Here is a 20,126-nt window from a genome sequence, read left to right as displayed (position 1 = left end):
CCGTCCATAGTTAACTTTGCTGTTGAATTCCTGCTTCACAGGGGCCGGTTTCACCTCGCACTTGACGCGCGAGGCCAGCGCCTGCCCCTCCACAGGCCGATGCGGTGGAACTCACCGCCATGTTTTTCAGGTTGATTGCAGCGTTGACGTCCCGGTCGTGCAGTGCGCCACAGCCAGAACAACGCCAATGGCGCACCGTCAGTGGGAGCACCTCCATCCGGTAGCCACAGCACGAGCATGTCTTGCTGCTCGGGTACCAGCGATCCACCACGACGACCTGACCGCCGCGCCGCGCCGCCTTGTATTGCAGCTGGCGCCGCAGCTCACCAAATCCCATGTCGGCGATCGCCCGCGCCAGACATCGATTTCCGAGCATGCCCTTTACGTTCAGGTCTTCGATACCGATGGTGTGGAAATGGCGGGTGATATAGGTGCTCAACTGATGCAGGCCATTGCGCCTCAGATCGGCGATCTTGGCGTATAGCCGGGCAAGCCTGGCTTTCGCCTTTGCACGATTGCGCGATCCTTTGACTTTGCGCGAAACCTCGCGCGACAGGCGCTGTACACGGGCGAGTAGTGTGCTCAACGCCTTCTGGCCTGTAAACACTTCACCGGTCGACAGTGTGGCCAGCGAGACACCGAAGTCGACTCCCACCGCGCCTTGGGTTTCGGCTGGCGGTTGAAGTTGATCCTTGATGTCAACGGTGATACTCGCGTACCAGTGATCTGCAATCCGGCTGATCGAGGCCGAGACGATGCGCCCGAAGAAACGCAGGGATTCGTGCATGCGGACCCATCCCAGTATAGGAATGCGGATGCGCTTTTCCTCGACACGGAACTGGTCATTGCTTAATGTAAATCGATCGTCACGGCCCTTGCGGCGAAAGGTGGGATAGCGGGCACGCCCTTTGAAGAAATTCTCGAATGCTCGCCCCAACTGCATGATCGTCATCTGCGGTGCGTTCTTGGTCACTTCTAGCATCCAGGGGAATTGCTTGCGCTTGATTGCGTTGAGCTGGCGCCGCAATGCCGCCTCATTTGGCTTCTCCACCTCCGGGTCGACCTTGCTTGCCTCGTACTGCCGCTTCCATTCGATCAAAGCCCAGTTATAGGCGAAACGTGCAGTGCCGGCCGCACGCGCCAGATACGTCGCCTGGACATTGTTCGGATCGAGTCGGATGCGATGGGCTAGGTACATTGTGACTCCTTGACTGCTGCGCGCACGTCATCGATCAGCTTCTGGTTGCGGTGACTGCGGCTTCCATAGAGACGGGTCGAAAAGACGGTGATGATCTCGAGCACATCGCTGGCTAGCTCTCCTTCGAAATTGGTGTCCTCGCCCTGGTTGATGATGACCACTTCGACCTGTCTTGTCTGGCATAGGGCGAATATCAGCTCCGCGCCAAAACGCAGCAGTCGATCCTTATGCGTCAATACCAGGCGTCCCACCTCATCTTCGACAATCCCGTCGAGCAAACGTTTCAAGCCCTTCTTGCGATAGTTCATGCCCGACCCAAGGTCGGCAATCATATCGAACGCCCATCCATGACTCGCGCAGTACAATTCAAGTACCCGCTTTTGCCGCTCCAGGTCCGCCTTCTGATCATGACTGGACACCCGAGCATAGGCAACAGTCTTGCGCACCGCCTGAGCACTGCTGCGAGCGTCAGGTCGCAAAGCGGTCAAGTCGTACCGGCGCTGACCTCCTTCTGTTCGCACAGGAGTGAGCCGACCGCTGGCCTCCCAGCGACGCAAGGTACTGGTCGAGACGCCCAAGGCTTGTGCAGCCGTGCTGATGGAAACGAACTTGTTCATCATGCATAAGACTGCATAAATTCAAACAAGTTCTCATCTAACTGTTAATAACCCGCCGCGCGGCGGCTGGAACGCGCCAGGGTCCAGGCGAAGCCGATGCCGGCCGAGGTACCGGTGTTCTTGAGGTGCAGCGGGCTGTCGCGATTGGCGCTGCCCGCATACGATTCGAAGCGTACGAAGCCGAACAGGCGTAGGTCGGGATTGAGCTGGCGCGTGGCGAACAGGCCGACGCGGGTGAGCATCAGGCCGGCGTCAGCGCCATACGCGGCGCGCGACGCATTAGCATACTGAGGCTGCACCTCGTAGAAGTAGCGGTTGATGCGCTTGTCGCCGAATACGACCGAGACATTGCCCTCGACGCTCCACAAGCCGCGCTCGCCGCGCGTCTCATACGCCAGCTTGGGCTCGAAGGTCCAGCCCTGGCGCCGCAATCCTCCCCTCGCCTCGATCACGGCGCGCAGCGGCAGTTCTGCGCGCAGGCGGCTGCGATCGTCAAAATCGGCCACCCGGATCTTCAGGCGCGGGCCGAATTCGAACAGGGCGCCCAGGTCGGGCATGCCGGCACGGATCTCGACGTCGTCCGAATCGGATGGCAAGGCGCCCGCCAGGCCGACGTCGAATTCGAGCCGGTCGGAACGGAACAGGCGCGCCCCGATGCCCGACTGGTCGGCGCGCAGGATCTCGCCGCGATACAGCAGGTAGGGCAATGGCAGGACGCGGTTGTTGCGATCGTCGGAGCCGGGATAGGCCGGCGCGGTGAGGCCGAAGGCGCCCACGCCGAATTCCCAAAGCGGCAAGCCGGCCGGCTCGGGTGACTGGGCGTTGGCATGGAAGGAGGGAATCAGGCACGCGGCCGCGATCACGGCGTTGAAGGTGGGATGCATGGGGCCTCGGAATCTGGTCGGGATTGACCGGATTCTAGCTGACACCGGCCCAGAGACGCGCGATTATGCCGTGACGCGGTTGGCAGCCAGGTCCCAGCCACCGACCGTGCTGCCGCCACCGCCACCACCGATTTTCTGCTGCGTGTAGCGCCACTTGATCTTGGAATATTTCAAGCTGACGTGCTCATCCAGGATCGTGCCCGGCTCGATGCTGGGCTCGACGGCACCGATCAGCACATTCTCGAGTTCGATTTCGAAGTAGCGAATCGGATTGCCGCTGCCATCGGCGCGCATGAATTCGAGCTTTGCCTTGGGGATGGTTTTCCCCATCGCGCAATATTGCATGAGGATGGGACTCGACAGATCAGCAAGCTTGCTGAAAGCGATCTCGCGCAGTTCGGCGCGTTCAGCCGTGTGCCCGCCGCCGGTCGACGCGGTTGCGCTACGGGGCTGGCGGATCCCCCAGTTCACGGAAACGCACTCGATCCAGTCCTTGTGCTTGTCGTCTTGCGACTCGCCCTTGATGCCGTCGATTTGCAGATACACGTCGATTGCCATGTCAATCTCCTCGTTTGAGCGCTCATTATTCAGCGGTCCCAGTGCCCATCGGTTGAGTGCACTCAACCGTACTCGAACGACCAGCCGGTAGATTGAGGGTCTCCGGACTGGCAGGGGCGATCATGTGGAACGGAAACACAGGACAAGGCACGGCAGGCGCCAACGACCATCTCGGCATGAGCGCTGGCGCGCGTGCCCGCATGCGTAAGCGAGAAGTGGACGTCTATCGCTACTATGATGACGGCGGCCGACCAGGGGTAGGCCATTGCACCTGGGGTCCGGGCATTCTTGCCCACAGGGGGCCGTGTACCAGGGAAGAACTTGGGCGCCCCGTCGGCCAGGCCGAGATGGATGCCGAGTTCGCGCGCCGGGTCGCGCGGTCCGAACGCGAAGTGCGCAACGGCGTACGCAAGCAGTCGCTCAACCAGGCGCAGTTCGATGCCGTGGTCAGCCTGGCCTACAACGCCGGCGCGCGCGGCAGCAGGGGCACCTGGAAGCTCGTCGAAAAAGGCGATATGACAGGGGCAGCCATCAACATCAGAAAAATGACCAAGACCACGATCAATGGCAGGCTGGTCGTCGCACGCGGCCTGGTCTCACGCCGTGCCGAAGAAGCAGAGCCATTCCTGGCTCCATCCCGATAGAACAAGGATCCCGCATGAGTCGCTCACGCATCCTCGCCTGCCTGAGGCCTGCAGCAACACTCGTACTCGTTGCAACCGCACTCGTCCCTGCAATCGCAGCCCGGCCCATCCAACCAAACGATGACATCCTCGGACAATGGCGCATTACTAAAATGCTCGATGCATCGAACGTCACTGCGCTGGATGACAGGCAGGCCGCCCGCCTGATCGGTAAGCTTTTTGTGGTCGAGCCGGGCAGAGTGTCGATGGATGGCGAAGCTTGCGACGAGCCCGAGTTCACGCGCCACTATGAAGACGCGGTGCGCTACCTGCGCGAAGAAGCGCACGCCTCATCGTGGAAGCTGGGCTTGCCCTTGACCGTGACGGTCATCGACCTGTCCTGCACCGAAGCGCTGGTCAAGGGTCACGATCATATCGTAGTCCTCTGGAAGGGCGTGTTCTTCGACGCGGTGAAACAAGCGCCTGGCCTGCGCGGCCAGGCGACGCGCTAGGCTTTACACCGCCCATGCGCGCATGCAGCTGTTACGGCCAGATCGCCTGTAGCATCGCCGCCAGGTTGTAGCCACCCTTGATCAGCTGGGTCTTGGCGATCTCGGAGCTCGGCACCGGATAGTTCTGCGGCACTTCCAGCGCGAAGGTGTAATAGGTCTCGCCCTTCTTGCTGGTCTGCGGGGTCAGCTTGCCCGGCACCACGTCCTTGTAGGCCAGCTTCGCCGAGACCAGGCCATCCTCGACCCACTGCACCGGCCAGGTCGACACGTCGCCCTGCGCTTTTTTCAGCTGCGGCTGGCTGGCGACCGCCACGTCGGCGAACTGCTCCGGCGTGCGGGTCTTGATGCGGCGGAAGGCGTAATCGACCGTGGTAGTGTCCCAGTAGGAGTGGAACGGCTTGGTCAGCGCCGCCGGCACGCCTTCCTTGACCACAACCGGCTCGCCGGCCGGAATCACGCCGGCCGACAGGGCCGACAGGCGCTCGTTATCCAGCAGCAGGTTGTTGCCGCCGCGCGAATCGAAGACCAGGGTCTCGTCGATCTCGGCGCGGTCTTTCGGCACCACGAACTTGCCATCCTTGGAAACGAAGGCCGAACCCACGTGCAGCGGCTGGTGGATGTCGCCGGCGAAGTGGGCCAGCAGGATCAGGGCCTGGCGCTTGGTGAACCTGTGCGGGTTCAGGGCGGGGTCGGTCTTGCCTTGCAAGACAGCGATGCACTGCTCCAGCGTCTGCACGATGTCGACGTCGCTCGTGCCCACGCCATGCGCATGGTAGTGGTCCAGCTGGAACGGCACATTGGTGTAGTGGTATTCGCTGTGGCGCGGATTGCCGGCCACGTACTCGACCATCTCGGGCGTTTGCGGGCCGCAGAAAGTGCCCTTGACGCAGTCGGCCCAGTTGGCCATCGACGCCAGCGATTCGCCCGGCAACAGGAGCTGCGCGATTTCCTTTTGCGCGTTGCTGCCCTTGAGCAGCCGGTCGGCGATGGCGCCGATGGCGCGGTGGCCGTCGCGGCCCCAGGCGGCGGCGTCAGGCGCGGCCACCGATGCGAAGACGCCGGTGAGCGCCAGCACGCATACGAGTTTTTTCATGGTGATTCCTTGTTGATTCAGTTGACCTTGACGATACGCGGCGTCGAGTTGGCAACCCCGGGGGCCACTGCGGCGCCCTGCCCTTCGATCTTCTTCAGGTAAGCGATGAAACCATCGAGGTCGCGCAAGCCGGTGTCGACGCGTGCCGTGCCCTTGCCGAACTCCGGATAACCGTCGCTGCCTTCAGCCAGGAAGTTATTGGTGGCAATGCGGTAGGTGGCGCCGTCCTGCATCTGTTTGCCGTTCAGCTTGAGGCTGCCCGGCACCAGGCGGCTGCCCGCAGGACGCTTCGGGTCCCAGGCATAGCTGAAGCCTTCGGAAATCTGCAGCACCGACGAATTCGAATCGACGCCGTCAGCCCACTGGCGTTCCAGCAGGGCGCGGATCTGGGCGCCGGTCAGGTCCATCACGACCGTCGTATTACCGAACGGGAGCACCACTTGGACCTGGCCGAAGGCCACCATACCGTCAGGGCCGGCCTCGAGGTCGCGGCGGATGCCGCCATTGTTCATGAAGGCCAGTTGCGCGCCCATGTCACGGACCGAATCGAGCGCCGCATCGGCGATCATATTGCCCAGCACCGACTCGCCGGAGTCATTGGTCTTGCGCAGCACCGGCGCACCGGCCACCTTGGCGATCGGACGATTCAGCGCTTCCTTGCTGCGCTCCTTCACCTGCGCCACGAAAGCCGTCATCTTCGCGTCCGCCGGATACTCGCCCGGCTTCATCACCACGTTCTTGACGACCAGGTTGCTGACCGCGCCCGTCTTCGGCTCGACCTGCATCGACACGCGGGTGAGCAGGTGGCCGGCGGTGTCGGCCTGGGTCACGGTGCGGCCATCGACGTCGCACAGGTAGCCCTGGTGCGAGTGGCCGGTCAGCACCAGCTTGACCGACGGGTCGATCTTCTTGACCACGTCGACGATGTCGCCCTTGAGCTGCGAGCAGCCGGCCTGCAGCGGCGACTCCACCGTGCGGCCGCCCTGGTGCACCAGCGCCACGATGACCTGGGCGCCGGCGGCGCGCATGGCCGGCAGCGCGGCATTGATCGCCTCGGCCTCGTCACCGAAGCGCAGGCCGGCGATGCCCGACGCCACCACCATGTTCGGCGTGTCCTTCAGCACCACGCCGACCAGGCCGACCTTGATGCCTTTGACGTCTTCGATCCTGAAGCCCGGGATGACCGGCTTGCCGGTGGCCGAGTCGATCACGTTGGCGCCGAGGTAGGTGAATTTGGCGCCGCCGAAGTTCGGGGTGAACTTGCACGCCTTGGTTGGATGCGGCGAATCGCAGCCGCCGTTCTGCTGGCGCAGCAGTTCCTTGCGGCCGCCGTCGAATTCATGGTTGCCGACCGCGCTGGCGCGCAGGTTCAGCATATTCATCACTTCGATGGTCGGCTCGTCGGCCCACAGCGAGGACAGCGCCGGGCTGGCGCCGACGATGTCGCCGGTCGAGACCAGCAGCAAGTCCTTGTCGTCCTTGCGCCAAGCCTGCAGGGCCGCCGCCACCGCCTCGGCGCCGCCGGCGCGCATGACTTCTTCCTTGCCATCCGCATGCTTGAGGACGTAGCGGCTCGGCTCGAGGTTGCCGTGGAAGTCGTTCAGCGACACGAGATTGAGGGTCACCGGGCCCTGGGGCGCGCTGACGCAGCCGGCCAGCAGCAGCGCCATGGTGAGGGTGGAAAGACTGGCGCATGCGCGGCGCGAAACGATCATGGGAACACCTTTACTGGATGCGGACCGGCGCGAACGGCGGGTCCGGAAAAACGGAGTTCGAGCTAGCTCGACAGCCAACATTATCCCACGCGGCTTGTGTGCAGGAAATCCTTACGGCTGCTGGGCTACGCATTTTTTAAAGAAAAACGGCCGGTGTTTCCACCGGCCGTTCTTGACTAGCTCACGCTACGAATTCCCGATACTTAGAATTCGTACTTGAGGGTTGCCTGGATTGCCCACTGCGACTCGCCCTTCGACTGCTTCAGGTCTTGACGCTCGACGTCGTTACGCACGACGTAGATGTAACGGCCTTGTGCATCGGTACCGGCGAAGTCGACGAAGCTACGCGCCTGGCCACCGGCCGACTGGAACGCGACTTCTTCGGTACGGCCCCACTTCTTGTTCAGCAGATTGCCGAAGTTCATGAAGTCGAGCGTGAAGGTCGCCTTGTTGCGCTTGAACAGACCTGGAATTTCCTGGCTGATGCGCAGGTCGAAGGTGTTGACCCATTCCGAGGTGCTGTTGTTACGCTTCACGACACCACCGGCGGCGCCATGCAGGCCCTTGTTGGCGTTGACGACGTCCCAGAAGCGCTGCTCGTTCGAACGGTTGGCTGCGGTGTCGCCGTGGAACACGACTTCGCCGGAACCGAACGCGGTCGGGATGTACATCAGGTCGTTACCGGCCAGGTTGTCGCCGTTCATGTCGTTGTTGAACGTCCAGCTGTATGGACGGCCTTCACGACCTTCGTAGAACACGCCGAAACGGGTGTTGTAGTTGTCGAAGAACTTCTTCTGGAAGTTCAGCAACGCGTTCACACGGTTCTTGATGGCGTAGCTCGAGTTCGCGGCGACTTCTTCGTTCGGATTGAACACCGAACGGCCGTTGAAGTTCGAGTTCGACACCGACGAGGTCAGCGGCGAGACTTCGGTCGCATCGGTGTAGGTGTACGACACCGACCAGCCGAGGCCCTTCTGCATTGGCTGCGACAGCGACATGGTGATCACTTTCGCGTCGCCCTTGTCGGTATCGCGCGCCACCAGCACGTTGTTGTAGCTGCGGTTACTCAGTGCGCGGTTGGTTGCGCCACTGTTGCTGATCAGGGTCGCTGCATTGTTCGACACACCGTAGCTGGTAGCTGCCAGGCCGGCTGCGTTCCAGAACAGCTGACGGCCATCGGCGGCGCCGATCGCGGTCGGTGCACCCAGGTTCAGGTGCTCGTAATAGATGGCGTGCTTGTTCTTGGTGTACAGCAGCTCACCACCGAACACGAGACCGCCCCATGGCAGTTCGGTATCGAAGGCCAGGTTGGTCTTCCAGATCGCCGGCTGGCGGAAGCCCGGATCCAGGAAGTCGACGTTCGCGGCAGGCACGGCGCCCGACACGTTCGGCTGGTTGTCCGGATCCGTGCTGATCAGGCCACCGGTGGTCGGGCAACGGGTTGCGCCGACGCCCGAGCAGCTGATGGTCGCGGCGGCGACGCCCGGATTCGAGAACGGGTTCGACATCCAGACGGCAGCAGCAGCGCCCTGGAACAGGCCAAAACCGCCGCGCAGCTGGGTAGGACGCGGCGACTTGTCGAAGCGGTAGTTGAAGCCGAAACGCGGCTGGATCAGGTCGGTGCCGTCGATGGTCCGGGTATTGTCCAGACCGAAGCCGCCCGACTGGCGCGCGCCGGTTGCAGGGTTGCCTGCGACCATAGGCTGGGCCGCTGCGGCGTTGTACAGCGGACGGTTGCCGATGTCGTTACGGTCGTAACGTACGCCGTAGGTCAGGGTCAGCTGGTCGTTGACGGCCCAGGTGTCCTGCAGGAACAGACCGGTGTTCTTGGTCTCGAACTGGGCGATCGCGTCTTCGATCGATGCGCCCGGCAGGGCGCGCTGCACGCTGTAGCTCAGCGGACGGCCACGACGGAAGTTCTCGAGCACGGCGGCTTCGACCTGCGCGTTGGTGGCGCGGGCGCAGCTCGGCAGCGCGCCGAAGCTGTAGAAGTTCGCGTCGGCCGAATCCAGGCAGGCGAAGGTGTATTCGCCGAACACGCCTTGCAGGAAGGCGTTGTAGATCTCGGTCTTGGTGTGGTCGACACCGAACTTGATCTCGTGATCGCCCTTGATCCAGTTGGCGCCGGCGTACAGGTCGGTGGTCTTGTTGCCCAGCACGTTGTTGTGACGGCTACGCTCGGTACCGAAGTTCAGGAAGCGGTTGCCGCTGGCCAGGCCGGCCGGTGCGTCGGCCGGCAGCGCGCCGGAGAACTGCAGGGCCATCGATGGCGTACGGGTTGCGTTGACCGGGGCCGAATCGTAGTCGCGGGTCGAGTACTTGAACTCGGTCGAGAAGTTCGGGGTCCAGTCCGAGAACACCTGGGCGACGACAGTCTCGATTTCCTTGCCCTGGTTGTAGAAGCTCGACGACAGGCCGACGCCGGTGTTCGAGAAGCCCGGGAAGAACGGCTCGCCCTGAGTGGTCTTGGCGTAGCGCAGGTTGGCGCGGTGGTCGTCGGTGATGTTCCAGTCGAACTTCACCATGCGCTCTTTCGAGGTCAGCATGGCGCCGGTCGGGACGGCCGGGGTGCCGATGTCGAGGCCATAGCCCTGGGCGATCTGCTGCGCGCCAGCGATGGACGACTGGGTGATGCCGACTGTGGTGCCGGCGCCGGAACCGATCGGTCCGAAGTCAGGGCTCGAACGCGAGCTCTCGAAGTTTTCGGCCAGGGCGAAGATGAACAGCTTGTCCTGGATCAGCGGACCCGATGCCCAGATACCCTTGGTGGTTTCCTTCGACTTCGGCGCGTCGCTGTATTTGTCGGTGACCACGTCGTAGCGGTCGCCGGCCATGGTGTCGTTGCGGAACACGTAGTAGACACCGCCCTTGTAGGTATTGGTACCCGACTTGGTCACGGCGTTGATGTTGGCGCCGGTGTAGCCCTTCTGGGTCACGTCGTAGTTGGCGACGTTGACCTGCACCGACTGGATCGCTTCGATCGAGATCGGCTGGCGTGCGGTCGGGCTGCCGTTCGACTCAAGGCCGAAGGTGTCGTTGATGGCGACGCCGTCGATGGTCATCGAGTTGTAGCGCGAGTTCTGGCCGGCGACCGAGATTTCGCCGCGGTCCTTGTCGGTCTGCGACACGCGCGGGTCGGCGCGGGCGTAGTCCTGCAGGTTGCGGTTGATCGACGCCTGGGTCTGCAGCTGGGTATTGCTGATCGAGGTGCCCGCGCCCATGTTGTTGCTCGAGAAGATCTCCGAGCGAACGGCCGAGCCGGCCACGGTCACGGTCTGGATGCCGACGGTCGCGTCGACGGTCGCGGTCTGCGCCAGCTCGACGAAGACGTCATTGCGCGTCTCGGTGACGCCATCCTTGGTGATGGTAATGGTGTAAGGACCACCCACGCGCAGGCCGCGCGCGGTGTAGCGGCCTTCGGTGTCGGTGACGACATTGCTGACAGAACCCGACTCGACGTGCAGGATCTGCACTTGTGCGCCGGCAGCTGGTGCGCCGGCAGCGTTCGAAATACGGCCGCCGATGGCCGAAGTGGTGTTCTGTGCGAACGACGGCGCAGCCGCCAACGCAACCGACAAAGCCAGCGCCAACTTGGTGAGCCGGATCTGTTGTTGAGTGATCATTGATTACCCCAAAAAGAACTTCAATTTATTGTTGGACGCCCGGGCGGACGCCCTCCCCTACGATTTACAGCTTGAATTTTTTGCTTGGTGCGGCAGCGCTTCAGCCGGCAAGCGGCTGCGATTGTATCGTTACAATGTTTCAACAAAGTGACACGCCGGAGTGATGAGATACAGCGGAATTCCGCCAATATGCATGAGCTTTGAACAAGCCGACAAATTCGATTTGGCTTAGCTATTCAGAGCTTTTGCGTATAAATCACCGCCCAAGTGTTGTCTGTACGCGACATAATCGGAGTGCTGCCGGCCGGAATATGACAAGGCGGGATTATATGTGCGGCGTTCTCCCACGGAATTTTTTTGATAAAAATTCAGTGGAAGTGCGTAGGGAACGAAGATTTTTGTAGCGAGAAGGCGACATAAGTTAATTTTGCATTAACTTATTACCAAAGAGTCACTGGGGAATTATGACAAGGTAGCGGCCCGGCGGGCGCCGGGCCGCGGATGTCACACTTTATTTACCGCGGACCGCCGAGGCGCCGAGCGCCGCGATCTTTGCTTCGAATTCCATGTAACGTTGGTCCAGCTGCCGGGTCAGTCGTTGCTTTTCCGCCACGGGCAGGAAAGCATAACGGATGCTGTTGTAGGACGCCTTCTTCACTTCCGCGTAGCTCGGCTTGAACTGGCTGGCGAACTGCATGTATTCATGCGACAGCGTATGGCGGGTCACACCGGTGTCGTCGGTCGAGATCACGTAGGGCACGCCATACTTGCGGTACAGGTTCAGCGGATGGTTCGTGGTCGACACGCCGCTGATGAAGGCATTCGAGGTCAGATTGATCTCGACCGGGATGTCCTTCTCGCGCATGGTCTTCATGATGCCCAAGGCATTCGCCTCGTGCGCCAGGTCCAGGCCGTGGCCGATGCGGTCGGCGCCCGCCACCGCCAGCGCCTGGTCGATGTGGAACTGCAGGCCTTCCGGCGGCACGTCGCCCAGCGCCAGCTCGCCCGCATGCATCGCCACCTTCACGTCCGGATAGACCGACTTCAGGAAGCGGAACATCTTCATGTGCAGGGTGTAGTCGCGCATCGAAACGTGGGTGCTTTCCTGGCCCACGATGTTCAGTCCGACGACGCGCCCGCCCTTGGCTGCCGCCTTGAAGCTCGACACCATGGCCGAGAACACCTGCGACGGATTCAACAGGCGCAGCGTGTAGTTCTGGTAGCGCATGGTGAAGCGCTCGTCATCGATGCCTTCGGAGGCAACGTGGATCTGCTGGACGAAATCGTCGATCGACTTGTTGAAAGCAGCATCCTTATCCAGTGCAGCCAGTTTCGCACGCAGCGCATTGTCGAGCGCCTTGTCGTCGCTCACCTTGGCCCAGGCCTGGCTGTCGAAATCCGGGTTGGCGATGAAGGGCGACAGCAGGAACATCGTCTCGATGTAGCCGACGTTTTCGGCGATCGCGCGCTGCTTGATCTCTTGCAGGCCTTCGCGCAGGTTGTCGTTGGCCACCGGGCCGAAGTAGCCGAAAGTCTGGAAGAAGCGCTGGTCGGGCGCCGGCTGCAGATTGGTGTGATTGTGGAAATCCTTGTTCGACCAGCGCTTGGCCACTTCGCGCCAGGTGTCTTCGTCGGCCCGCACCTCGGCGCCCGACTTGCAGGTGCGCTGGGCGGCCGGGCGCGCGAGTTCACGCGCCACCACGGCCTTGTCGGTCTCGATGCGGTAGGTCTGCGTGTTGATGCAGAAGCCCTGCTTGTCGACGAATTCGGTATAGGTCTCGGCATACACCGAACCCGAATAATGGTGGTGCAGGTCGCCGCCCTTCGGCATCTGCGTGAAGAACATCGTCAGCTCGGACAGCTTCGGCTGCTCGCCCGCGATCAGGCTCGCGTAGTGGCGGGCGGTGGCCGCTTCATTGGCGTTGGCGGCGGGCTCCTTGGCCCAGGCCGGGGCGCCGGCCACGGCCAGCGCCAGCAGCGCGCTGCCGGTCAATGTCTTGTGCATGGTGTGCTTTCTGGGTGGATATTGAATCGCGCCACTCTAACTGCTTCGTTCATCAATGGCAATATTGCTAGATCAACGGTGGTGCACCTTGCGTCCGCCCGAATACGTCGCGGCGATCGTGCGGTCGTCTCCCAGCAGCGCCAGCGCGAACAGCAGTTCCTCCAGCGAGTCGCAGTGACCCGTCCTGCGCGCCAGCAGCGGCGTTGCCTCGCGGTCGAGCACCACGAAGTCGGCTTCCAGGCCCGGCTGGAAGCTGCCGATCGTGTCTTCCAGGCGCATGCTGCGCGCGGCGCCCAGGGTGGCGAGGTAGAACATGCGCAGCGCCGGCAGATAGCTGCCCTTCAGGCGCGCTACCTTATAGGCTTCATTCATGGTCTGCAGCATCGAGAACGAAGTGCCGGCGCCGACGTCGGTGCCCAGCGAGAGCAGCGCGCGCGCGCTGTCGGCGCGTTCGAAGTCGAACAGTCCGCTGCCCAGGAACAGGTTCGAGGTCGGGCACACGGCGGCGGCCGATCCGGTGGCCGCCATGCGCGCGAAGTCTTCGTCGTCGAGCCAGATGCAGTGGCCGAACAGCGCACGTGGACGCATCAAACCGAAGCGTTCGTAGACGTCGAGGTAGCTGCGCGCCTGCGGAAACAACTCTTTCACCCAGGTGCACTCGTCCTTGTTTTCCGAGACGTGGGTCTGGATGAAGGTGTCCGGGTGGCGCGCCGCCAGCTCGCCGGTCAGGCGCAGCTGGACGTCGGTCGAGGTCGGGGCGAAGCGCGGCGTGATCGCGTACAGCGAGCGTCCGCGCTTGTGCCATTTATTGATCAGGTCTTCGCTCTGGCCCAGGTCGCCCTCGAGGTCGCGCAGGAAGTCCGGGCAGTTGCGGTCCATCAGCACCTTGCCGGCCACCATGCGCAAGTTGCGCGCTTCGCTGGCCTCGAAGAAGGCATCGACCGATTGCGGATGCACGGTGCAGTACACCACGGCGGTGGTGGTGCCGCAGCGCAGCAGCTCGTCCAGGAAGAACTCGGCGGTCGCGCGCGCATGCGCCGGGTCCTCGAAGCGGCGCTCGGTCGGGAAGGTATAGGTCTCCAGCCATGGCAGCAGGCCGGGCGCCGGCGAGGCGATCATGTCGGTCTGCGGGTAATGCAGGTGGGTGTCGATGAAGCCGGGGGCGATCACCTTGCCGCGGTAGTCGACCGGCTCCAGGCCGGGCGGCAGGGTCGGCGCCAGCGCGGCGTAGTCGCCGGCGGCCTTGATGCGGCCATCTTCGACGACCAGCAGGCCGTCTTCGTGCCACAGCGCGGCCTGGTCGTCAAAGGCCGGGTCGGCGCGAAAGTGCAGCAAGCTGGCACGGTAGGCTTGCAGATTGGGTGATGCGGTGGACATTACGAGAGTTCCGGTTGTTCTTCAGGGTGGTGAGCTGCTTCCCAGACGGACAGCAGCTGGGCCGCGACGGAGGCGGCGATCACGGCTGGGGCCTTGCCCTCGATGCCGGGCAGGCCGACCGGGCACACCATATCGTCGATGCGCGCGGCATCGATGCCGCGTTCGCGCAGGCGCGCCTCGAACTGGCTGCGTTTGGTACTCGATCCTATCAGGCCGAACCAATCCTTGCAGGAATCGCTGCGTGAGCGGGACAAAATTGCGTGGCACAGGCGCAGATCCAGCGCGTGACTATGGGTCATGACCAGGAAGCTGGTGCCCGGGGCGGCTTTCTCAACCAGTGCTTCCGGGGTGTCGGTCGCTTCCACCGTCACATTGGCGGGGATGTCGGACGGGAACAGGTCGTCGCGCTCGTCGACCCAGGTCACGCGGCAGGGCAAGGGCGCCAGCGCGCGCACGATGGCGGCGCCGACGTGGCCGGCGCCGAACAGCATCAGGTGATCGCGTGGCGCGAGGATAGCATCGAGCAGCCAGCGGCGACCGCCCTCGCCTTCCACCACGCGCGTGTCGCCTTGCGCTGCCAGGGCTGGCGTCGTGACCGCACCGGCGAGGTGACGGCCCGCTTCGTCGAGCAGCGTCCATTCGCTGGCGCCGTCGAGGGCGACCAGGCGCCACGTGTCCTGGTGGCGGCGCGCGCGCAGGATGTCCATCTGTTCAACTTCCATGCGCTCGAATGCGAGCCAGGCCACGCCGCCGCAGCACTGGCCCAGGCTTGGGCCAAGTGGAAAGCGTTCGAAGCGGCGCGCTTCGCCGAGCTGCAACATCGCACGTGCGATGTCCAGGGCGCGATGCTCGAGGTGGCCGCCGCCGATGGTGCCGTCGAAATCCCCGGCCCGCACCAGCATCTTCGCCCCCGGTTCACGCGGCACGGAGCCTTTCACGGCCGCGACCGTGACCAGGACGGCGGCCGTGCCTGCGTGCGGGTGCAGCCAGTCGTTCGTCATGCGCGCGCCGCCTCGACAAAAGCGATCGCATCCAGGATCTCTTCCGACGTCGCCGGCGCATTTAGCGGCGGATTGATTTTGTGATCGCCCACGCTCGAAATGGCGTCGCGGATCGCGAAGAAGACCGAGAACGGCAGCAGCAGCGGCGGCTCGCCGACCGCCTTCGAGCGGTGGATGCTGTCCTCGACGTTGGCGTTGTCGAACAGGCGCACCCGGAAATCTTCGGGACAATCCGAGACGGCCGGGATCTTGTAGGTGGACGGCGCATGCGTCATCAACTTGCCGGCCGGGTTCCACCACAGTTCTTCCGTCGTCAGCCAGCCCATGCCCTGGATGAAGGCGCCTTCGACCTGGCCGATGTCGATCGCGGGATTGAGCGAGCGGCCGGCGTCGTACAGCGCATCCACGCGCAGCAGTTTCCATTCGCCGGTGAGCGTGTCGATCACGACTTCGGACACCGCCGCGCCATAGGCGAAGTAGGAGAATGGCCGGCCGGTCATCGTCTTCGCGTCCCAATGCAGGCCGGGCGTCGCATAGAAACCGTCGGACCACAGCTGCACCCGCGCCAGGTAGGCTTTCGCCACCAGTTCCTCGAACGGCAGCGTCAGGCCCGCGACGAACACGGCGCCGGCGGCGAAGCGCACTTCGCTCGCAAGGCCGCCGTATTGCGCCGCCGCGAAATCGGCCAGGCGCGCACGGATCTTGCGCGCCGCATCCTGGGCCGCCTTGCCGTTCAGGTCCGCGCCGGTGGACGCCGCCGTGGCCGAGGTGTTGGCGACCTTGGACGTATTGGTGGCGGTGGCGCGCACCCGCCCCAGTTCCACGCCCAGCTCGTGCGCCACCACCTGCATCACCTTGGTGTTGATGCCCTGCCCCATCTCGGTGCCGCCATGGTTGACCAGGATGGAACCGTCGACATACACGTGTACCAGCGCGCCGGCCTGGTTCAGGTGGGTGACGTTGAAGGCAATGCCGAACTTGAGCGGCGTGAGCGCAAGGCCCTTCTTGAGCACCGCGCTGGCGCGGTTGTACTCGCCGATCGCCGCGCGCCGGGCCCGGTAATCGCTGTCGGCTTCGAGCTCGGCGAGTAGCTCGGGGAGCACGTTGTCGACGATTTCCTGGCCGAAGGGCGTGACGTTGCGCTCCGTCTTGTCATACAAATTCAGGCGCCGGACGTCAAGCGCATCGCGTCCAAGATTGCGCGCGATCTCGTCGAGCACGTATTCGATGGCAATCGCGCCCTGCGGTCCGCCGAAGCCGCGAAATGCCGTGTTCGACTGGGTGTTGGTCTTGCCGCAGGCGGCGCGAATCTCGACGTCGGACAGGTAATAGGCGTTGTCGAAGTGGCAGACGGCGCGCGTGGCGACGGGGCCAGACAGGTCGGCCGAGTAGCCGGCACGGGTGACCATGTCGACCTTCGCCGCCAGGATGCGGCCCTCGTCGTCGTAGCCGACCTGATACTCGTAGTGGAAGCAGTGGCGCTTGCCCGTGACCAGCATGTCGTCGTCACGGTCGGCGCGCAGCTTGACCGGGCGCCCCGACCGCACCGCAGCGATGGATGCCGCCGCTGCCCACAACGCCGACTGCGATTCCTTGCCGCCGAAGCCGCCGCCCATGCGGCGGCACTCGACCGTCACGTGATGCGAGTGCAGGCCCAGCGCATGCGCCACCACGTGCTGCATCTCGCTCGGGTGCTGGGTCGAGCAATACACGTGCATGCCGCGGTCTTCGCCGGGGATCGCATAGGCGATCTGCCCTTCGAGGTAGAACTGTTCCTGGCCGCCCACGTGCAGCTCGCCCTTGACGACGTGCGGCGCGCGAGAAAAGGCCTGCGCCGCATCGCCGCGGGCCAGGCGCATCGGCGGCAGCACGTACGATGCGGCGGCGCGCGCCGCCTGCGGCGTGAGAATGGCGGGTAAATCGTCGTAGTCGACCACGGCCAGGCGCGCCGCACGGCGCGCGTTGTCATGGCTGTCGGCGACGACGATGAAGATCGGCTGGCCCACGTACTGGACCAGGCCATCGGCCAGGATCGGATCGTCGTGGACGATCGGTCCGCAATCGTTCAGGCCGGGAATGTCGGTCGCCGTCAGCACCGCGACCACGCCGCGGCTGGCGCGGACCGGCGCCAGGTCGATCCCTTTGACGCGCGCATGCGCGCGCGCCGAGAGACCCAGCGCCGCGTGCAGGGTGCCGGCCAGTTCGGCGATGTCGTCAGTATAGGTGGCCTGGCCGCGCACGTGCAGCTCGGCGGATTCATGCTTGCGGGCGCGGCCGACTTCGGCCCAGGCATCCACGCGGTTCAAGCCTGCATCGTTCATGATCAATCCCTCACAGGCTGGCAAAGGCGTTGACGGCGCTGGCCGGCAGCGGATTTTCCGTGCGCGTCTCCAGCCAGAAGCGGTGCAACAGGTTTTGCGCAGTGCGCATGCGGTAGCTGCCGGAGGCGCGCGCGTCGCTCAGCGGCGCATAGTCGCGCGTGAGCGCCGCCATCGCCGCGCGCAGCGTGGCTTCGCTCCAGGCCTGGCCGCGCAGGACGGCTTCGGCTTCGTGCGCACGCTTCGGCGTGGCCGCCATGCCGCCAAAGGCGATGCGCGCATCGACGATGGTGTCGCCGTCGAGCATCACGGCAAAGGCGGCGCACACGGCCGAGATGTCCTGGTCGAAGCGCTTGGCGAGTTTATAGGTACGGAACCGCAGCCCAGCGGCCGGCAGCGGTACGCGCACGGCTTGCACGAATTCGCCCGCGCGCAGGTCTTTCTGCTGGTAGCCCAGATAAAAATCTTCGAGCGCCAGCACGCGCGGGCCCTCCTTGCTGCGCAGGACCACCTGGCTGCCCAGCGCGATCAGCCACGGCATAGAATCGCCGATCGGGGAACCGTTGGCGACGTTGCCGCCCAGGGTGCCGGCGTTGCGGATCGGGAGCGAAGCGAAGCGCTGCCAGAGTTCGGACAATTCGGCCGGATAGCGTTCGCACAGCGCCGCATAGGCATCCTGCAGCGATACGCCGGCGCCGATCTCCAGCATGCCAGCGTCTTCGCTCACCGTCTTGAGCGCCTCGACCTGACCCAGGTAGATGACGTCGCCCAGCGTGCGCAGCTGCTTGGTGACCCACAGGCCGACGTCGGTCGAACCGGCCAGCAGCACGGCATCAGGGTGCGCGGCGCGCAGGGCCACCAGCTCGTCCAGCGTGCGCGGCACGTGGAAACGCTGGCCGTGGGCCGTGTAGCTGAAGCCGTGGCTGCGCTGCAGGCCGCGCAGGCGCTCGGCCAGCGCAGGTTTATCGAAAGCAACAGGCGGCAGTTCGACCATGCGGCGCGCGGCGTCGATGATGGGACGGTAGCCGGTGCAGCGGCACAGATTGCCGGATAGCGCGTCAATGATCTCGCAGCGCGCCGGCACGCGGCCCTCCTGCTTGATGTACATGCCCCACAGCGACATGGCGAAGCCCGGCGTGCAGAAGCCGCATTGCGAACCGTGGCACTCGACCAGCGCCTGCTGCACCGGATGCAGCGCGCCGTCGGCCGCGGCCAGGTCTTCGACCGTGAACAGCGCCTTGCCGTCCAGCGTCGGGGTGAACTGGATGCAGGCGTTAATGGACTTGAGTGCAAGGTGGCCGTCTTCCAGCGAGCCGACCACCACGGTGCAGGCGCCGCAGTCGCCTTCGGCGCAGCCTTCCTTGGTGCCCGTGCAGTGCAAGTCCTCCCGCAGGTGCTGCAGGATGGTTTGCGTCGGCGGCGCCTCGCGTAGTTCGCGCACCTCGCCACGGAAGAGGAATCGGATCGGTTCTGACATGCCTGTCTTAAAGTAGAACTTTAGTGTTCGCCAAGGGCGGAAGGCTACCATCCGGCAGCCCGCCTCATATCATCAACTTCTTATATTGATTATCATCAATTTCGCATATCTAAGGCACGCGCTTTCGCTCGTCATTCCACGTAAGGATGTACCGCTTTCCAGTGATTGGCGATATCGATGCGGCGCGTCACCCAGACACGGTCATGCTGTATCACATAGTCGAGGAAGCGCGCCAGCGCCGCCGTCCTCCCGGGCCGCCCCGCCAGGCGGCAGTGCAGGCCAACCGACAGCATCTTGGGCCGATCCAGGCCGGCGGGGTCGCCTTCGGCGTAGAGCACGTCGAAGGCGTCCTTCAGGTAGTCGAAGAACTGGGTGCCGGAATTGAAGCCCTGGGTGGTGGCGAAGCGCATGTCGTTGGTGTCGAGCGTGTACGGCACCACCAGGTGCGGCGTGCTGCGCACGGCGCCATCCGGTCCGGCCGCCTCGACCCGCTGCCAGAACGGCAGGTCGTCGCCATAGTGGTCGGCGTCATAGGTAAAACCGCCATGCTCGACCACCAGCCGGCGCGTATTGGGCGAGTCGCGTCCCGTGTACCAGCCCTGGGGCGCCGCGCCGGTCAGGGAGCGCATGATCTCGACGGCCTCTTTCATGTGCGCGCGTTCAAGCGCCTCGTCGACGTTTTGATAGGAGATCCAGCGCAGGCCGTGGCAGGCAATCTCGTGCCCCAGTTCGCGAAACGCGGCGACGGCCTCGGGATGGCGCTCGAGCGCCTGCGCCACGCCGAACACGGTCAGGGGCAGCCTGCGCTCCTCGAACAGCCGCAGCAAACGCCACAGGCCGGCGCGCGAGCCGTATTCGTAGAGCGACTCCATGCTCATGTGGCGCGCCGGGAAGGCGCTGGCGCCGACGATCTCGGACAGGAAGGTTTCGGAGGCCGGGTCGCCGTGCAGCACGCAGTTCTCGGCGCCCTCTTCGTAGTTTAGGACGAACTGCAGGGCGATGCGTGCACCGCCGGGCCAGCGCGCATGTGGCGGATTGCGGCCGTAGCCGGCCAGGTCGCGCGGATAGGAAGCTGCCATGGCGTCCCTTTACAAGGAAGAATACGTCCGATCATATATTGCAACG

At 64.0% G+C, this 20,126-nt stretch carries 15 protein-coding genes and 1 pseudogene; 2 read left to right on the top strand and 14 right to left on the bottom strand.

Going from position 1 to position 20,126, the window contains the following annotated elements; all coding sequences use genetic code 11:
• Positions 1-10: 10 nt before the first annotated feature.
• From FVD38_RS04860 to FVD38_RS04845, 4 genes are all read right to left on the bottom strand, one after another.
• Positions 11-1,198 (bottom strand): RNA-guided endonuclease InsQ/TnpB family protein, encoded by a 1,188-nt coding sequence (locus FVD38_RS04860; RefSeq protein ID WP_147933780.1) that lies wholly within the window; start codon positions 1,196-1,198, stop codon positions 11-13.
• Positions 1,189-1,815: an IS607 family transposase gene (locus FVD38_RS04855; RefSeq protein WP_147934024.1), complete on the bottom strand. Its 627-nt coding sequence runs from the start codon at positions 1,813-1,815 to the stop codon at positions 1,189-1,191. The genes FVD38_RS04860 and FVD38_RS04855 overlap by 10 nt, the downstream gene beginning before the upstream one ends.
• A gap of 44 nt (positions 1,816-1,859) precedes the next feature.
• A complete protein-coding gene (locus FVD38_RS04850; RefSeq protein WP_147933779.1) occupies positions 1,860-2,699 on the bottom strand; it encodes a MipA/OmpV family protein in 840 nt (279 codons plus the stop codon).
• Positions 2,700-2,762: 63 nt separating this feature from the next.
• On the bottom strand, positions 2,763-3,257 hold the full coding sequence (locus tag FVD38_RS04845) for an Hcp family type VI secretion system effector (RefSeq protein WP_147933778.1): 495 nt from the start codon (positions 3,255-3,257) through the stop codon (positions 2,763-2,765).
• 200 nt (positions 3,258-3,457) lie between these two features.
• On the opposite strand from FVD38_RS04845, the gene FVD38_RS04840 reads away from it, so the two are divergent.
• Together FVD38_RS04840 and FVD38_RS04835 are read left to right on the top strand one after the other, a co-directional pair.
• Positions 3,458-3,901 (top strand): glycoside hydrolase family protein, encoded by a 444-nt coding sequence (locus FVD38_RS04840; protein ID WP_187271477.1) that lies wholly within the window; start codon positions 3,458-3,460, stop codon positions 3,899-3,901.
• Between the two features lie 152 nt (positions 3,902-4,053).
• Positions 4,054-4,392, top strand: coding sequence for a hypothetical protein (locus tag FVD38_RS04835; protein WP_147933776.1), 339 nt, complete (start codon positions 4,054-4,056; stop codon positions 4,390-4,392).
• 31 nt (positions 4,393-4,423) lie between these two features.
• Here the strand turns inward: FVD38_RS04835 and FVD38_RS04830 are convergent, their stop codons facing one another.
• From FVD38_RS04830 to puuE, 10 genes and pseudogenes are all read right to left on the bottom strand, one after another.
• Entirely contained in the window at positions 4,424-5,485 is a 1,062-nt protein-coding gene (locus FVD38_RS04830) for a S1/P1 nuclease (RefSeq protein ID WP_147933775.1), read from the bottom strand.
• A 17-nt stretch (positions 5,486-5,502) separates the two neighbouring features.
• Positions 5,503-6,180, bottom strand: coding sequence for a bifunctional metallophosphatase/5'-nucleotidase (locus FVD38_RS27310; RefSeq protein WP_502572592.1), 678 nt, complete (start codon positions 6,178-6,180; stop codon positions 5,503-5,505).
• 177 nt (positions 6,181-6,357) lie between these two features.
• Positions 6,358-7,155: pseudogene (locus FVD38_RS27305) on the bottom strand (metallophosphoesterase); the annotation flags it as partial.
• Between the two features lie 248 nt (positions 7,156-7,403).
• Complete coding sequence (locus FVD38_RS04820; protein WP_147933773.1) at positions 7,404-10,823, bottom strand: TonB-dependent receptor; 3,420 nt, start codon at positions 10,821-10,823, stop codon at positions 7,404-7,406.
• A gap of 511 nt (positions 10,824-11,334) precedes the next feature.
• Positions 11,335-12,828, bottom strand: a complete 1,494-nt coding sequence (locus FVD38_RS04815) for an amidohydrolase family protein (protein WP_147933772.1) — start codon at positions 12,826-12,828, stop codon at positions 11,335-11,337.
• A 72-nt stretch (positions 12,829-12,900) separates the two neighbouring features.
• Positions 12,901-14,205, bottom strand: coding sequence for a guanine deaminase (guaD, locus tag FVD38_RS04810; RefSeq protein WP_147933771.1), 1,305 nt, complete (start codon positions 14,203-14,205; stop codon positions 12,901-12,903).
• The gene (gene xdhC / locus FVD38_RS04805; protein ID WP_147933770.1) at positions 14,205-15,206 is read right to left on the bottom strand and encodes a xanthine dehydrogenase accessory protein XdhC; all 1,002 of its coding nucleotides are present in this window, start codon (positions 15,204-15,206) and stop codon (positions 14,205-14,207) included. Before xdhC ends, guaD begins: the two co-directional genes overlap by 1 nt.
• Entirely contained in the window at positions 15,203-17,527 is a 2,325-nt protein-coding gene (gene xdhB, locus FVD38_RS04800) for a xanthine dehydrogenase molybdopterin binding subunit (RefSeq protein WP_147933769.1), read from the bottom strand. Before xdhB ends, xdhC begins: the two co-directional genes overlap by 4 nt.
• A gap of 10 nt (positions 17,528-17,537) precedes the next feature.
• Positions 17,538-19,001 carry a xanthine dehydrogenase small subunit gene (gene xdhA, locus FVD38_RS04795; RefSeq protein WP_187271476.1) on the bottom strand — a complete coding sequence of 488 codons (1,464 nt, stop codon included), beginning with the start codon at positions 18,999-19,001 and terminating at the stop codon, positions 17,538-17,540.
• Positions 19,002-19,132: 131 nt separating this feature from the next.
• On the bottom strand, positions 19,133-20,080 hold the full coding sequence (puuE, locus tag FVD38_RS04790) for an allantoinase PuuE (protein WP_147933767.1): 948 nt from the start codon (positions 20,078-20,080) through the stop codon (positions 19,133-19,135).
• Positions 20,081-20,126 lie beyond the last annotated feature (46 nt).

Origin of the sequence: Massilia arenae, assembly GCF_008014745.1 — a bacterium.
Taxonomy (GTDB): Bacteria; Pseudomonadota; Gammaproteobacteria; order Burkholderiales; family Burkholderiaceae_D; genus Telluria; species Telluria arenae.
This window is presented reverse-complemented; position numbering and strand designations above follow the sequence as displayed.

Bases quoted from the DNA above. Each gene is read 5' to 3' on its own strand.
- guaD (WP_147933771.1), bottom strand. From the start codon at position 14,205: ATGTCCACCGCATCACCCAATCTGCAAGCCTACCGTGCCAGCTTGCTG.
- xdhB (WP_147933769.1), bottom strand. From the start codon at position 17,527: ATGAACGATGCAGGCTTGAACCGCGTGGATGCCTGGGCCGAAGTCGGC.
- FVD38_RS04830 (WP_147933775.1), bottom strand. From the start codon at position 5,485: ATGAAAAAACTCGTATGCGTGCTGGCGCTCACCGGCGTCTTCGCATCG.
- FVD38_RS04855 (WP_147934024.1), bottom strand. From the start codon at position 1,815: ATGAACAAGTTCGTTTCCATCAGCACGGCTGCACAAGCCTTGGGCGTC.
- FVD38_RS04820 (WP_147933773.1), bottom strand. From the start codon at position 10,823: ATGATCACTCAACAACAGATCCGGCTCACCAAGTTGGCGCTGGCTTTG.
- FVD38_RS04815 (WP_147933772.1), bottom strand. From the start codon at position 12,828: ATGCACAAGACATTGACCGGCAGCGCGCTGCTGGCGCTGGCCGTGGCC.
- xdhC (WP_147933770.1), bottom strand. From the start codon at position 15,206: ATGACGAACGACTGGCTGCACCCGCACGCAGGCACGGCCGCCGTCCTG.
- FVD38_RS27310 (WP_502572592.1), bottom strand. From the start codon at position 6,180: ATGACGGCTTTCGTGGCGCAGGTGAAGGAGCGCAGCAAGGAAGCGCTG.
- FVD38_RS04860 (WP_147933780.1), bottom strand. From the start codon at position 1,198: ATGTACCTAGCCCATCGCATCCGACTCGATCCGAACAATGTCCAGGCG.
- FVD38_RS04845 (WP_147933778.1), bottom strand. From the start codon at position 3,257: ATGGCAATCGACGTGTATCTGCAAATCGACGGCATCAAGGGCGAGTCG.
- FVD38_RS04850 (WP_147933779.1), bottom strand. From the start codon at position 2,699: ATGCATCCCACCTTCAACGCCGTGATCGCGGCCGCGTGCCTGATTCCC.
- FVD38_RS04840 (WP_187271477.1), top strand. From the start codon at position 3,458: ATGCGTAAGCGAGAAGTGGACGTCTATCGCTACTATGATGACGGCGGC.
- xdhA (WP_187271476.1), bottom strand. From the start codon at position 19,001: ATGTCAGAACCGATCCGATTCCTCTTCCGTGGCGAGGTGCGCGAACTA.
- puuE (WP_147933767.1), bottom strand. From the start codon at position 20,080: ATGGCAGCTTCCTATCCGCGCGACCTGGCCGGCTACGGCCGCAATCCG.
- FVD38_RS04835 (WP_147933776.1), top strand. From the start codon at position 4,054: ATGCTCGATGCATCGAACGTCACTGCGCTGGATGACAGGCAGGCCGCC.